Below are 13,025 nucleotides of genomic sequence, written 5' to 3'. Positions count from 1 at the left end.
CCACCACCAAGTTCATATGGTTAAATAAACGCCAATCTGAAGAACTACGGGCCGCGTCCATGCACAGCCACCCGGCGGAGATCGCCGCCACACCAAACCGCTGGACTGGCTTCCTCGCCGGCCGCCTGCCGCATTTCCAACTGCAGTTGACCCGCCGCAACTGCCTCTATGCGTTGCTCTATGCATTGATCTTTCTCGGCGCCTGGCTGCGGGTGGACTACATCCTGCAGTTCAATCCCCTGGACCATATCTGGAGCGACCCCCAGCGCCACTGGGAACAGGGCATCGAGGCCCTGCGCGACGACCCCATGGCGATGACCGACCCGGTCCTCTACCAGCTGTATATCGGCGCCCTGGGCAAACTCACCCTGGGCGAGCCGCTGCTGGTGGCCTTCTACACTGCGCTGCTGTCCCTGCTCACCCCCTGGTTCTGGTACCGATTCCTGCGCGAACTGCAGCCGAGCAGAGCCATCGCGCTCGGCGGCTGGGCGGCACTGTCGCTGCTGCCGTCGTGGATCGCCATCTACGGCTATTTCATGCAGGAGACGCTGCTGCTGCCCCTGCTCGGCGCCGCGCTCTGGAGCAGTTGGCGCTGCAAGCGCAAACAGAACCTGCGGAGTTTCCTGCTGATGGCGCTGGTGTGGGCGCTGGCGGGGCTGACCCGCGGCATTGCGATACCGCTGGCCGCGGTGACCTGCACCTGGCTGTGGCTGCTGCAGGACGACAAGCTGCGCAAGGCGGTCTACTCGCTGCTGCTGCTCGCCCTAATCCTCGGCCCGCTGGCCTACCGTGCCTACCAGAAGATGCATATTTTCGCCCCCCACGGCGTCGGCCAGCTGGTGGCGATCTACACCCGCTCCGGCAACAAGCAGATCAACATGCACTACCGCCGCGAAGGCGCCCGCTGGAACTACTGGTTCGCCTCCCCCTCCACCGGCGAAAAGCCCCTGGAGCCGCTCTCCGACTGGCAGACCGCGCGCAGCGGCACCGCCGACGTCACCATCGATATCGATAAAGGCTCTGAGGACTGGCAAGGGGCACTGGCGAAATACCCGCTGACGTTTTCCAACGCCCTGTGGATCGCGAAAGAAAACCTGCTGTTCCTGTTTTTCGGCCGCTCCTGGCCGGACCAGAACCGCGACCGCCAGCTGGACCAGCTGAATATTCACGCCCGCTGGCTGTGGGCACCGCTGACCCTGCTGTTGCTCGCGGGCACCGCCTTTTACTGGCGCCGGCTGAAGGGCGAGCGCCTGCTGCCGTCGCTGCTGTTGACCTGGATAGTGGTGCAGGGCCTGCTGCCCATCGCGGTCAACGAGGGGCGCTACCGCAAACCCGGCGAGGGCTTGCTGTTCGCCCAGGCGGCCCTGCTGCTGGCCGCGCGGCGCAGAAGGGAGGAGGAAAGCGGGGCGGAGAAAGGCGAAAGGAATTCCGCGCATATGCCCACCGTGGCCGCGCTGACCGCCTCCGGCCTGCTGCTGTGCTTCGGCGCCACCTCCGCCTGGCGGCACTACGCCCTGGCGGAACAGATGGCGCGGCAGGGGGAGCTTTACCTGAGCCAGTTGAGCGCGGACTACCACCGGCAGGAGTGGGGCCACATGGGCCGCGACCGCAGTGTGGAACAGCAGCCGATCCGCATTGGCGGACACCATTACGCGAAGGGGCTGGGCGTGCACGCGCGCAGCGAGACCCGTTACCGGATTCCGGCCGGGGCGAAATATTTTCACAGCTATTTCGGCCTGGACGTCGCCGGTCACCGCGGCCTGGTGGAATTCAAGGTGTTGCTGGACGGGGAGGAGGTTTTCAGCAGCGGCCCCTATAACAACCGGCGGGAGACGGGGGAAATTCTGCTGCCGCTGGAGGGCGCCTCCCGGATAACCCTGGTGGTGGACCCGCTGGGCAGCAACCGCCACGACCACGCCGACTGGGCCATGGCCCGCTTCCTGGCCAAACCTCCCGAAACCGCGCTGGCAGAGCTGCGGAAAAATGATTGACCGCCTGTTGCGCTTCGCCTTGGTGGGCGGCACCGCCACCCTATTGCAGTTTCTGCTGCTGGCGCTGTTCGTCGAACTGCTGCATACCGGCGAAGTGGCCGCCTCCGCAGCCTCCTTTGCGCTGTCGGCGGGATTCAACTACTGGCTGAATTACCACTTCACCTTTTCCAGCCGGAAGAGTCACGCGCAGACGCTGCCCAGGTTTGTCCTGGTGGCCCTGCTCGGGCTGGGCGTCAACACCGCCAGCTTCGCCGCGCTGCTGACTGCGCTGCACTACCTGGCCGCGCAGGTAGTCGCCACCGGCATCACCCTGTTGTGCAATTTCACCCTGCATCAGTACTGGATCTACCGGAGAGAATAGTGAGCACTGACTCCTCAAGACCTGCCCCCACCCTCGCCATCGTCGTGCCCTGCTACAACGAGGAGGAGATACTCGCCGAGAGCTGCGCGGAACTGCTGCAGCAACTGAATCGCCTGGAGCACTCCGGCAAGGTGGCGCGCGGATCGAAAATCTACCTGGTGGACGACGGCAGCAGAGACGACACCTGGCCGCTGATGCAGAAGATCGCCCGGCGGGAAAGCCAGGTGGTATCGGTCAGACTGTCGCGCAACAAGGGCCACCAGAACGCACTGCACGCGGGCCTGAGCCAGACGGTGGAAGAGGCGGTGGTAAGCATCGACGCCGACCTGCAAGACGGTGCGGAAAATATCGAACCCATGGTGGACCACTACCTGCAGGGCAGCGAGGTGGTCTACGGTGTGCGCAGCGAGCGCCACACGGATACCTTTTTCAAACGCTTTACCGCCGAGGGCTACTACCGGGTGATGCATAAGCTGGGGGTCGACCTGGTGTTCAACCACGCCGACTTCCGCCTGCTCTCCCGCCGCGCGCTGGACGCGCTGCTGGAATACCCGGAGGCCAACCTGTTCCTGCGCGGCATGGTGCGCGAACTGGGTTTCGAATCCTCCCAAGTGGAATACCGGCGGCGGGAGCGCACCGCCGGAGAGAGCAAATACCCGCTGCGGCGCATGCTATCCCTGGCCTGGCGGGGAATCACCTCCTTTTCCACCGCGCCGCTGCGGGCGATTACGGTGCTGGGGCTGGTCTCCAGCGCGCTGTCGTTTGCAGTGATCGCCTGGGTGCTGATCACGCGTCTGTTCACGGACAACGCAGTGCCCGGCTGGGCGTCCATCCTGCTGCCGCTGCTGTTTATCGGCAGTGTGCAGCTACTGTGCCTGGGAGTGATCGGCGAGTACATCGCCAAGCTTTTTGAGGAAGTGAAGCAGCGGCCCAAATACCATATCGACCAGGTCGTCGGCGCGGAGACTGCAGACATCGAAAAGAGAGAAAAAGAAGCGGCCGTTGTCGCAGATTAAGTAGGAGCGGCCGTTGGCCGCGATCAGGCTAGCCGGGCGAGGTGCATGCCCACTATCGATCGCGGCCAACGGCCGCTCCTACAACCACTGTGGCTCAGGCGGCCGCCAGGCTCACCGGGCTGTAATCCCGGCTGCTGAGAAAATCCGGGCGCGGCTTGAGATCGCCGAAGGGTGTCACCGGTTTGTTTTCCACGCTGTTGTACACGCACATCAGCACCTTGCGCGGGTCGTTGGAAATATTGTCCGGCGAACCGTGCAGCAGGTTGCACTCGTGGATCACCAGGGTGCCCGGCATACCGGTAATCGCGTGTATCTCCCGGTCCCGCAGGACCTCGCGCATGGTCTCCGGCCGGGGCACGCCCAGCACCTGCCGGCGCAGGGAGGATTTGTAATTGTCCTCGGCGGTTCTGCCGCAGCAGGAAACATAGAGCTTGTGGGAGCCAGGGATCACGTACAGCGGGCCGTTGTGCTGGTGGCTCTCGCTGAGCATGATCCAGGCGGTGAGGGCGCGCATCCTGGGCATGCCGTCCTCCACGTGCCAGGTCTCGAAGTCCGAATGCCAGGCGAAGGAGCGGCCGGTGAAGGCGGGTTTGTTGTTGACCCGGGATTGCATCAGGTACACATCCGATCCCAGCAGTTGGCGCACCAGCGGCAGGATTTTCGGGTGTCGGAAAAATCGCTCGATGTGCCCGCTGAAACCGCAGGGATTGAAAATGGTGCGCAGTTCGTCGCTCTCCGGCTCACACACCAGCTCCTCGCATCCGCGCAATTCTCCGCGCAGCTGTTCGATTTCCGCCAGCAGCGGTTCCACCATTTCCGGCATATAGCCGGGCAGAACCAGGTAGCCGTTTTTTTCGTAGTGGTCCAATTGTGCCCGCTCCAGCGACGCGCCGCTTTTCGTCGGCTCGCCGCCGTAGACCACCGGATCCTGTCTGGGGATGATTTGTTCCCTGCCGCCCAACCGGGAAGGGTACAGATCATCTTGTGTAGGCATGATTCCTCCTCTAATTGTTGAAAATTTGTAACTACTCACCCCGACAGTCCCCTCTCCCGGTTAGGGAGAGGGGAGAGTAGTTACGGAAATTTTTAATTACTAAAACGACAGCACAGGGCCCACCGCGTGAGCTTCGCGAACGCCAGAGGCGCGAGTACTGTGTTTACCGCCGTTTGAAAGGCCGCAACCTCGACGGTCGAGGCCAATTTTTTGAACGGTGAGCGAGTCACCGGAGACAATTTGCGGCGGATGCCGCAATGAAAGATGTAAATCGAGTCAGTCAATTTACAGGCGTATTATTCCAACGCTTTCGACCCGCCGAGTCAAGCGGATCCGGGAAGAGTCACGCAGGAGAATAAATCTCGTAGTCGTCCGCATCGCCGCGGTAGCCGGGAATTTTTTGCCGGTGCAGAAAACTGCCGGGCAATGCACTGCGGACGATGTGCTCATGGCAACAACTTATTGGACGATAAAGCTGGTCTGGTCGACGCCAGTATTTCCGGTCCTGGGATCGTAGGCGTAAACCAGCAGCTGGTAGACACCCGGTGATTTCGCCTCCAGCGGCGCGCTGAAGGTGCTGGTGTCCTGTATCTTCAGCGGCACCGTTTTGTAAAGCTCACCGTCCTTGCGCACTATCGCCGCCACCTCCATTTTGCTGCCATCCCAGAGGCCGTCCGGGGTCAGCGCGCAGCCGCACATCATCACCACGTTGGCCTTGATCTCAAACGGACTGTCCGCAGCCGGTACCGCTTGATGGGTCTGCGGGCTGAGCAGATCCACCACCATACCGGGGACCTCGACGATCAGGCCATCGCCGTCGATCGGCTTGCCCGGCACCAGCCAGGTCTGGGTTTGCGAGAGCACCCGCGCCTGCCGCTTGATCGCCGGCGCCACCACCTCCACGGTGAGAAATACCGGTTCGTCGATCTCCAGGGTGGCCTTGAAAGCGGCCGCGCCCTCCGCGATGGACCCGTAGCGACTGTGGGGCTGGCGCATGATTTTGTCGGTATTGCCGGTGCTACCTTCGGTCAATCCCTCCGCAAGCAGGGCGCCGCTGTCCGCGTCGCGAATACGCACCAGCGCGCCGCCGATGGAGGAGCCGATAAACTTGGCATCCCTGGCTTTGGCGCGCACCACAATATCGGTGGCAACCGGCTCGGCCATAGCGGCCGCCGTGGAAAATTGGAAGAGTGCGATGACGATCAGCCACTTCAAACGGTTCACAGGCGGGCTCCTTGAATTTTGCAGATCGGGTGCAGTTTACCTGTGCGGAAGCGCCCCGGGCAAAAACCGGCTCACTGCCTGGAGCGGCTATAGGCCTCCTGCGCATCCGCCAGCCGGTAGACACCCAGTTCTTCCAACCGCTGCGCGGCCCTGCGTCCCGAGCGGCGCCAATCCGGGCCGTAGCTGGGGTAGTGGTCCACGTCGTAGCCGCCGTTCCAGTCCGAGGGATAGATGTCTGCGAAATAGGCGCGGGTGTGACGCTCCGCCTCGGCAGTGGCGGGATCGAGGAGGAAATCGAGCCGCCACTGCCGGCGCAGATCGCCGCCGCAGCTGCCGTGGAAGAGGTGTTCGTCGAACAGGATCAGGTCGCCGGGTTCCGTCTCCAGAATATGTCCCGGCAGAGACTCCGCCGCCGCCCCGCTCATCGGCGCGAGGGCGCGGGCAAATTCCGGCCGGTGGGAACCGGGCAGTACCCGCAGGGCGCCGGTGTTCGCTTTAACGGGTTCCAGGTAGGCCGCAATACCGAGACTCGCCAGCGGCACATCGGAATCCCCGTGCCAGGGCGTGTCGCCGCTGTAGAGTACGCCCTTGGCCCGCGTGGGCAGCACCGCCCCGCCGAGCAGCTCCGCCGCCAACGGCTCGAGGCGGTCGAGCAGCGACAGGCTCACCGGCGTCTCCGCGGTCATCATCGGCACATAGCGGAATCCCTCCCCGCCGGAGATATCCAGGGGCGGCACCAGCCCATCGCCCATCACCCGGTCGACTTCCTCCGCCAGCGGGCGCGGGTCGAATGCGCTGCGGATTATCAGGAAGCCGAAGATACGGTAGTGGTCAATATCTTCGGGAGCTGGAATCAGACTGTCCGATCTGGCCATAGGAAAAAACTCTATGACGGGGTTCCTACAAAAGCTTCATAGAGGCCAAATCCGACAAGTGCCCAAAACGCCAAACCGATGGCTATCCACAGGTAGTTGGCCGTAGCCAATTGTGCGTTGCTTTCGCCCTCTGGATCATCACAGGCAATATTTATTGCCGTCTGCGCCTTATATAATATCCAGATCGTCACAGGGAAGGTTATCAAGCCGACAAAATCCAGAATTGCATATTCAGGGGCACTCGCAGGAATCCACCCGGCAATGGCTCCCACTATCGATAAGATCACATAGGCCGCAACTCTGTGGTCATTTCGCCCTGCAAAAAATCGTCAGCTATGGTCCAGGATTTTCTGCCAATATCCCACATCAATCCACTGGCCGAACTTGTATCCAACCTCCCTGAAGTGGGCAATTTTCTCCATGCCGAGCTTCTCGTGCAGGGCCACGCTCGCCGGGTTTGGCAGAGCGACCCCACCGATAACAGAATGTAATCCCTTTTCTGCCAGTGCATCGAGCAGCGCTTGATACAGCAGGCTTCCGAGGCCTTTCCCCCCGGCTCCCTGGGCAAGGTAAACCGTACTCTCCACCGAGAAGCGGTAGGCACACCGCCCCTTCCACTTTGAGGCGTAGGCGTAACCTAGAAGCTCCCCGGAATGTTCTGCCACCAGCCAGGGAAGGCCGGAATGCGCAATCTCAGAAATACGCTCTTCCATTTCCGGGACAGAGACTTCCGATTCTTCGAAGGTGATGATCGAGTTCAGCACATAGTGGTTGTAGATTGAGCAGATTGTCGGCACATCGGATTTGACAACCTGCCTGATATTAATCTCGCCCATAACAGCACCGGAATTTATGGCAACTCTACGAATCGTGCGTGAAAGACTTTCCCGGAAACCGGGCTATTTTTCGGCGGAGTAGGGGTCTTCCGCCAGTAGATAGGCGCGCAGGTCGGCCTTTTGCGGCTGTGCCTGTAGCCAGGCACGCAAGTCCCTGATTTCTTCGTAGACCTCTTCTCCGAACTTCTGCCGGTAGATTTCCGAGAAGGTCTCGCGGGCGCTCTCCTGCCGCACCTTGTGCTGCCACTGGTGCGTGACTACGGCGTTGAGGGAGCCGGCCAGGCCTTCGCTTTTCAGCAGTTCCCACTCACCCTTGTCCAGCCACAGGCCTCCGACGGCGGGGCTGTAGTCTACGCGGCGGTCGCTGCGGGAGGAGATGCGGAACTTCTGCATGATTGCACCGGAAACCGGACAAAGCAGCGCCTTCCTGGACTCAGTCGCATCCACCTGCGCGAAATCCAGGTCACTGGGAAAGGTGTGCTCCGGGTTGTGTTCCTTCCAGGCCACATAATCCTCAATCAAAATCCAGTTGCCGCCGCAGGCGGAGCAGGTATGGGCACGGAACAGCTCATCCAGGAAATGAGGCTTCAGCACGCCATTGTTACAGCTTGTACATTTGCGCATTTTCGAATTCCTTCACTCAATATAACCGTACCTTACCGCTGGGGATTTCTGCGGCCCTCAGCGGGGGCGATCGACGCGATACCAACGACTGCGCTGAACAGCTGGTTGGGAATTTGCATCGCCACTTGACGAGAGTGAGTACGATATCACATAGGAACAGAAACTCTATCGGCAGGAGATAGGTGCGAATTAAGCGCTGTTTATTGTGGCAGCAGATAATAGTGGAAGGGAGTGAACCACAGCGGAAACCGTGGGCGGTATGGGTGTGGATAAAAGTGGTTTCCCTCTCCCCCGGCCCCTCTCCCGCAAGCGGGAGAGGGGAGCAAAAGAGGTGGCTGGTTAAGCCTGCTTGACCTCGTCCACCCAACGGGCTACCCGGCTTTCCAGAACCGGCACCGGCAATGCGCCGCCGCCGAGAACGGTGTCGTGGAAACCGCGGATATCGAACTTATCGCCCAGCTGTTCCTCGGCCTGCTTGCGCAGTTCCATGATTTTCAGCATGCCGATCTTGTAGGCGGTGGCCTGGCTGGGCCATACCAGGTAGCGGCGCACTTCGGAGCGCACGGCGGTTTCCGGGATGGCGGAGTTTTCCAGGAAGTATTGCACCGCCTGTTCCTCGGTCCAGCCCTTGGCGTGCAGGCCGGTGTCCACTACCAGGCGGATGGCCCGCCACATTTCCGCGGTCAGGTGGCCGAAGAGGTTGTAGGGGTTTTCGAACGCACCCATTTCCTTCGAGAGTTTCTCCGCGTAGAGCGCCCAGCCTTCCACGTAGACGGTGAAGTGGGCCTGGGTGCGGAATTGCGGAATGCCCTCCAGTTCCTGGGCGATGGAGATCTGCATATGGTGGCCGGGGTTGCCCTCGTGGTAGGCGACGGTCTCCATATCGGTGGTGGAGTAAGCGCTCATGTCGGCCAGGTGCGCGTAGTAAATACCGGGGCGCGAGCCGTCCGGGGTGCCGGGGTAGTAGTGCTGGGCACCGCCGGGCTGCTCGCGGAAGGCTTCCACGCGCTTGACGATCAAGTCCGCCTTGGGCAGCAGGCCGAAGTAGTCCGGCAGCTTCTTGCCGATGTTGTTGAGGAAGGCCTCGGAGTCCTTCAGGTAGCCCTGGCGGCCCTCTTCGGTATTCGGGTAGTAGAACTGGTCGTCTTCACGGATGAAGGCAAAGAAGTCCTGCAGGCTGCCCTCGAACTCCACCTGCTTTTTAATGGTTTCCATCTCGCCGCGAATGCGCGCCACTTCCTCCAGACCGATCTGGTGGATCTCGTCGGCGGTCAGTTCGGTGGTGGTGGTCTTGGCCAGCATCTGGTTGTAGTAGGCCTCGCCGTCGGGCAGGCTGCTGGCGCCCTGGGGCTCCTCGGAAGCCTTCTGCATATCCGCCTCCAGCCAGCCGATCAGCTCCTGGTAGGCGGGCAGGAATTGGGTTTCCAGGGCCTTGCGTGCTTCTGCGGTCAAGGCGTCGGCCTGCTTCTGGTCTATCTCGCCGGCTTCCAGTAGCGCGGCGATCTGCTCCTTGGCGCCGGCCCACAGGGGTGCGTCTTCGCCGTCATTGAAGGGCGCGCCGGCGATCAGTTTGGTGGACTGGTCGATGGCGCCCTCGTAGGCGAAACGGGGCGGGCGGATACCCTCTTTGGCACTCAACTTGGCGCGCTCCAGCAACTGGCCGACGGCGCGGGAGATGCCGCCGATACGGGCGATATAGGCTTCCATGTCGGAGGCATTGTCCACCTTGTGGAAGTTGAGCAGGAAGTTGGGCAGTTGCGACTGGGCGCCGCCCATCTGCTCGAAGATATAGCCGTGGCGCTTGAACGGCTCGGCGGCCTTGGCCTGTTCGTACTGGTAGACCCAGATATCGTAAGAGGTTTTGCCCTCCGGGCTCAGTTTCCCGTAGTCGAAGTTCTTCTTCAGCTCTTTGACGGACTTCGCCTGCCAGGCCAGCTTGCGCGCCTCGGCGGCCTCGCTCATATCGTCGATCTGGTCGTACAGCTCCTTGCGGCCCAGGTAGCTGAGCTGGGTGGGGCTGAACTGCAGCTGCTCCTCATAGCGCTCGTCGAGCCACTCGGTCAGGCGCGCCGTCTCCGCAGCGGGGTCGATGGCGGCGGTGGTTTCCGTAGCGGCGTCCTGCGCCGACTGGGCACTGATATCGGCCTGGGTGCTCTCCTCGCGCTGGCATCCGCCGAGGATGGCGAGGGCCAACAGTGTGGGGATCAGGGGGCTGGTTTGCGTGATTCGCATCGTCTTGCCTCGGTTATTTTTTGCACACAGTGAAAACCGCGGTACTTTGACACGAAACGGCAGGAGAGTCGATTGCCCGGGGCCCGGGGCCCGGCGCGGTTGCGCCGAGCCGACGGAAATGGACGGCTATTGGAGTTGCCCGGAGCCGCCGATGATACGCAGTTCACGTTGGGGGAAGGGGATACTCAGGCCCTCGGCCTCCAGCGCCGGTTTGAGCTTTTCCATCAGAGACCAGTAGACGTCCCAATAGTCGCCGGTGTAGGCCCAGGCGCGCAGCTGCAGGTTGACCGCGCTGTCCGCCAGCGCCTTCACCGCGTAGGTGGGTTCCGGATCGGAGAGGATGCGCGGCTCCGCCTCCACCAGCCGGCGCAGCACATTGATGCCGGTTTCGATACTGTCGCCGTAGGCGATGCCCGTCACGATTTCCATACGGCGGGTGGAGTTGCGGCTGAAGTTGGTAAGAGTCTGGCCCCAGATAACGTTGTTGGGAGCCGAGACATACAGGCCGTCCACCGTGTCCAGCTCGGTGGTGAACAGGCCCACTTCGCGCACCGTGCCCAGGGTGCCCCCGAACTGGATAGTGTCCCCCACGCGGAAGGGGCGCAGGCCCAGAATGATAAAACCGGCGGCGATATTCTGCAGGGTGTCCTTGAGGGCCAGGCCCACCGCCAGGCCAGCGGCGCCGAGCAGGGCGATCAGGCTGGTGGTGTTGGCCCCGAAGATATCCAACACCACCAGCAGGCCGACGATGTACACCGCCCACACGGCGATATTGCTGAGCACCGGGATCAAGGTGGCGTCCAGGTGGCGGGAAAGCCGCCGCACCGCTCGGCGCGCCAGTCCGGCGGCCAGTACGGTGGCCACCAGGGCGAGCAGAGCCCATATGATTTTCAACGCTATGATACTGACCAGAGGCCAGTATTCCTCCAGCAGTGCGTTCCAATCCATTCCGGTTCCCCCGTCTATTTCGCAGGTTTATAACAGATTTTTTGCCGCGGCCTCGTCTACACATAGCTGATGTGCCGGGCAGCTCACCAGGTGATCGTTGACCATGCCAGTGGCCTGCATATGTGCGTACATGATAGTGGAGCCGACGAAACTGAAGCCGGCCTTTTTCAGCCCCTTGCTCATAGCGTCGGACTCTGAAGTGGTGGCGGGTACCTGTTTGATGCTGCGGCGACGGTTCACCTTTACCCGGCCATCGGTAAACTGCCACAGGAATTCCGACAGGCTGCTGCCGGCATCGCGCAGGGCCAGGGTGGCGCGGGCATTTTTCACCGCCGCTTCCACCTTCAGACGGTTGCGGATAATGCCGGGGTTCTGCAGCAGCCGCTCGATTTTCTTCGGCGTGTAGCGGGCGATTTTCTCCGGGTCGAAATTATCGAAAGCCTTGCGGTAATTTTCCCGCTTGTTGAGCACGGTGATCCAGGCGAGTCCGGCCTGGGCGCCCTCGAGAAGCAGGAATTCGAACAGGGTTCCGTCGTCGGTGACCGGGCGTCCCCATTCCTCGTCATGGTATTGCTGGTAGAGTGGGGTGGAGAGGCACCAGCTGCAGCGTTTTTCCGTCATAAATTTTATTTACTCCCTGTAGGAGCGGCCCATGGCCGCGATAGGTATACGCTACGAAGCAAGTCTGATCGCGGCCATGGACAGATTTTTGCTCCTGCAAAATCTGCATTTCCGCTGGGCGGCATTCCGCCATCCCTGGCGGTCGCCGCTCCTACAAAGGCTACTGCGGGCCGGAGAGGAAGTAGTGCTGGATCAGTTGCAGTACCAGCAGCACCGTTACCAGGATAAAAACGATATTTCCGCGATTCATGCCGACGCCTTTAACAGTTTTTGTTCCACCAGCCAGTCGTAACACTCCCGCAGCATGGTATCCAGGTCGGTGTCGGTTTGGTAGCCCAGTTCGCGTACCGCCTTATCACTGCTGGCTACAACGCGCCTGGTTACCATCGCGGCCTTTTCCGGGGTGATCAGCGGTTCGCGCCCGCTGGCGATCGACCAGAGGTCGGAGAGCCACCCCAGGGTATGAATTACGAACGCCGGCATGGCCCGCTTCGGTGCCGGCTTGCCCAGCAGCGCGGCGATCCTGCCGAAGAATTCCAAAAAGCTGGCGTCCCGGCCGGCGAGGATATAGTTTTCCCCGCAGCGGCCTTTGTAGAAGGCGTCGATATGCGCCCGCGCGACCGAGCCCGCATAACAGAAAGAGCCCTTACCCGGGGGCACACCGGGCAGCTGGTCTTTTTCCATCAGGAAAAAGGTCTGCGCCCAACTGGTGGTGTCGTACTTGCCGACGATGGCGCAGGGGTTCAGGAATACCGCGTCCAGCCCCCGTTCGATTTCCGCGCGCACCGCTTCTTCGGCGCGTTTCTTGGTGTACAGGTAACCGTGGCGCGGATCGTCCGCCAACTTGGGGCTCCGCTCGTCGATGCGCCCGCTCTGGTAGCCGTAGACGGCGATGGAGCTGGTGGCGATCAGGCGGCCGGCATTTTTCTCCCGCGCCACGCGGGCGATATTGGCCGATCCCTCCACGTTGTCCCGCCACTGCTGCGCATTGCCGCCGCGCCATAAATTGGTATTGGCGGCCAGGTGGAATACCGCATCGAGGTTTTCCGGCATGGCGTTGCGCAGGGAATCGACATCCGCGAGCGAGGCCTCCACCAGTTCCACGCCCTGTTGTTGCAGCCGCTTCGTGTCGGAACCGTGGCGGTGCATGGCGATTACCTGCCAGCCGTCGGCGAGCAGCTGTTCGATCAGGTTGGCACCGAGGAAGCCGGTGCCGCCGGTGACGAATGCGCGCATGGTTTTTTCCGTTATTTTTATTGGAATCGGGTTTTTGTAGGAGCGGCCGTTGGCCGCGATCGATGGT

The 13,025-nt window shown here is 61.7% G+C and carries 13 protein-coding genes; 3 read left to right on the top strand and 10 right to left on the bottom strand.

The genetic code is table 11. The annotated features are described in order from the left end of the window. Positions 1-59: 59 nt before the first annotated feature. The 3 genes from FHS09_RS06310 to FHS09_RS06300 are packed head-to-tail and all read left to right on the top strand — an operon-like array spanning position 60 to position 3,368. Positions 60-1,991: an NPCBM/NEW2 domain-containing protein gene (locus tag FHS09_RS06310; protein WP_183457897.1), complete on the top strand. Its 1,932-nt coding sequence runs from the start codon at positions 60-62 to the stop codon at positions 1,989-1,991. After that, positions 1,984-2,352: a GtrA family protein gene (locus tag FHS09_RS06305; protein ID WP_183457895.1), complete on the top strand. Its 369-nt coding sequence runs from the start codon at positions 1,984-1,986 to the stop codon at positions 2,350-2,352. The genes FHS09_RS06310 and FHS09_RS06305 overlap by 8 nt, the downstream gene beginning before the upstream one ends. Continuing rightward, on the top strand, positions 2,352-3,368 hold the full coding sequence (locus FHS09_RS06300) for a glycosyltransferase (protein WP_183457893.1): 1,017 nt from the start codon (positions 2,352-2,354) through the stop codon (positions 3,366-3,368). Before FHS09_RS06305 ends, FHS09_RS06300 begins: the two co-directional genes overlap by 1 nt. A 94-nt stretch (positions 3,369-3,462) precedes the next feature. Here the strand turns inward: FHS09_RS06300 and FHS09_RS06295 are convergent, their stop codons facing one another. The 10 genes from FHS09_RS06295 to FHS09_RS06250 all read right to left on the bottom strand — a co-directional run bounded on the left by FHS09_RS06295 (position 3,463) and on the right by FHS09_RS06250 (position 12,958). Next, the gene (locus FHS09_RS06295) at positions 3,463-4,362 is read right to left on the bottom strand and encodes a phytanoyl-CoA dioxygenase family protein (protein ID WP_183457891.1); all 900 of its coding nucleotides are present in this window, start codon (positions 4,360-4,362) and stop codon (positions 3,463-3,465) included. 459 nt (positions 4,363-4,821) lie between these two features. Next, the gene (locus FHS09_RS06290) at positions 4,822-5,586 is read right to left on the bottom strand and encodes a hypothetical protein (protein WP_343057419.1); all 765 of its coding nucleotides are present in this window, start codon (positions 5,584-5,586) and stop codon (positions 4,822-4,824) included. A gap of 71 nt (positions 5,587-5,657) precedes the next feature. After that, positions 5,658-6,461, bottom strand: a complete 804-nt coding sequence (locus tag FHS09_RS06285; protein ID WP_183457889.1) for a phytanoyl-CoA dioxygenase family protein — start codon at positions 6,459-6,461, stop codon at positions 5,658-5,660. An 11-nt stretch (positions 6,462-6,472) separates the two neighbouring features. Beyond that, the gene (locus FHS09_RS06280; RefSeq protein ID WP_183457887.1) at positions 6,473-6,748 is read right to left on the bottom strand and encodes a hypothetical protein; all 276 of its coding nucleotides are present in this window, start codon (positions 6,746-6,748) and stop codon (positions 6,473-6,475) included. Between the two features lie 42 nt (positions 6,749-6,790). Further along, complete coding sequence (locus FHS09_RS06275) at positions 6,791-7,297, bottom strand: arsinothricin resistance N-acetyltransferase ArsN1 family B (protein WP_183457885.1); 507 nt, start codon at positions 7,295-7,297, stop codon at positions 6,791-6,793. Positions 7,298-7,360: 63 nt separating this feature from the next. Then, positions 7,361-7,921, bottom strand: a complete 561-nt coding sequence (locus FHS09_RS06270) for a zf-TFIIB domain-containing protein (protein ID WP_183457883.1) — start codon at positions 7,919-7,921, stop codon at positions 7,361-7,363. 339 nt (positions 7,922-8,260) lie between these two features. Then, positions 8,261-10,153: a DUF885 domain-containing protein gene (locus tag FHS09_RS06265; RefSeq protein ID WP_183457881.1), complete on the bottom strand. Its 1,893-nt coding sequence runs from the start codon at positions 10,151-10,153 to the stop codon at positions 8,261-8,263. Positions 10,154-10,279: 126 nt separating this feature from the next. Next, positions 10,280-11,101, bottom strand: coding sequence for a mechanosensitive ion channel family protein (locus FHS09_RS06260; RefSeq protein ID WP_183457879.1), 822 nt, complete (start codon positions 11,099-11,101; stop codon positions 10,280-10,282). Positions 11,102-11,128: 27 nt separating this feature from the next. Beyond that, entirely contained in the window at positions 11,129-11,722 is a 594-nt protein-coding gene (locus FHS09_RS06255) for a DNA-3-methyladenine glycosylase I (RefSeq protein ID WP_183457877.1), read from the bottom strand. Between the two features lie 246 nt (positions 11,723-11,968). Then, positions 11,969-12,958: an SDR family oxidoreductase gene (locus FHS09_RS06250; RefSeq protein WP_183457875.1), complete on the bottom strand. Its 990-nt coding sequence runs from the start codon at positions 12,956-12,958 to the stop codon at positions 11,969-11,971. Positions 12,959-13,025: the final 67 nt, after the last annotated feature.

Source organism: Microbulbifer rhizosphaerae (assembly GCF_014191725.1).
Lineage (GTDB): Bacteria > Pseudomonadota > Gammaproteobacteria > Pseudomonadales > Cellvibrionaceae > Microbulbifer > Microbulbifer rhizosphaerae.
The sequence above is the reverse complement of the archived record's forward strand: the minus strand, read 5'-3'. Positions and strand labels throughout refer to the sequence as shown.

Coding starts and splice junctions, on each gene's coding strand:
- FHS09_RS06310 (WP_183457897.1), top strand. CDS start 60: ATGCACAGCCACCCGGCGGAGATCGCCGCCACACCAAACCGCTGGACT.
- FHS09_RS06305 (WP_183457895.1), top strand. CDS start 1,984: ATGATTGACCGCCTGTTGCGCTTCGCCTTGGTGGGCGGCACCGCCACC.
- FHS09_RS06295 (WP_183457891.1), bottom strand. CDS start 4,362: ATGCCTACACAAGATGATCTGTACCCTTCCCGGTTGGGCGGCAGGGAA.
- FHS09_RS06285 (WP_183457889.1), bottom strand. CDS start 6,461: ATGGCCAGATCGGACAGTCTGATTCCAGCTCCCGAAGATATTGACCAC.
- FHS09_RS06275 (WP_183457885.1), bottom strand. CDS start 7,297: ATGGGCGAGATTAATATCAGGCAGGTTGTCAAATCCGATGTGCCGACA.
- FHS09_RS06270 (WP_183457883.1), bottom strand. CDS start 7,921: ATGCGCAAATGTACAAGCTGTAACAATGGCGTGCTGAAGCCTCATTTC.
- FHS09_RS06265 (WP_183457881.1), bottom strand. CDS start 10,153: ATGCGAATCACGCAAACCAGCCCCCTGATCCCCACACTGTTGGCCCTC.
- FHS09_RS06260 (WP_183457879.1), bottom strand. CDS start 11,101: ATGGATTGGAACGCACTGCTGGAGGAATACTGGCCTCTGGTCAGTATC.
- FHS09_RS06255 (WP_183457877.1), bottom strand. CDS start 11,722: ATGACGGAAAAACGCTGCAGCTGGTGCCTCTCCACCCCACTCTACCAG.
- FHS09_RS06250 (WP_183457875.1), bottom strand. CDS start 12,958: ATGCGCGCATTCGTCACCGGCGGCACCGGCTTCCTCGGTGCCAACCTG.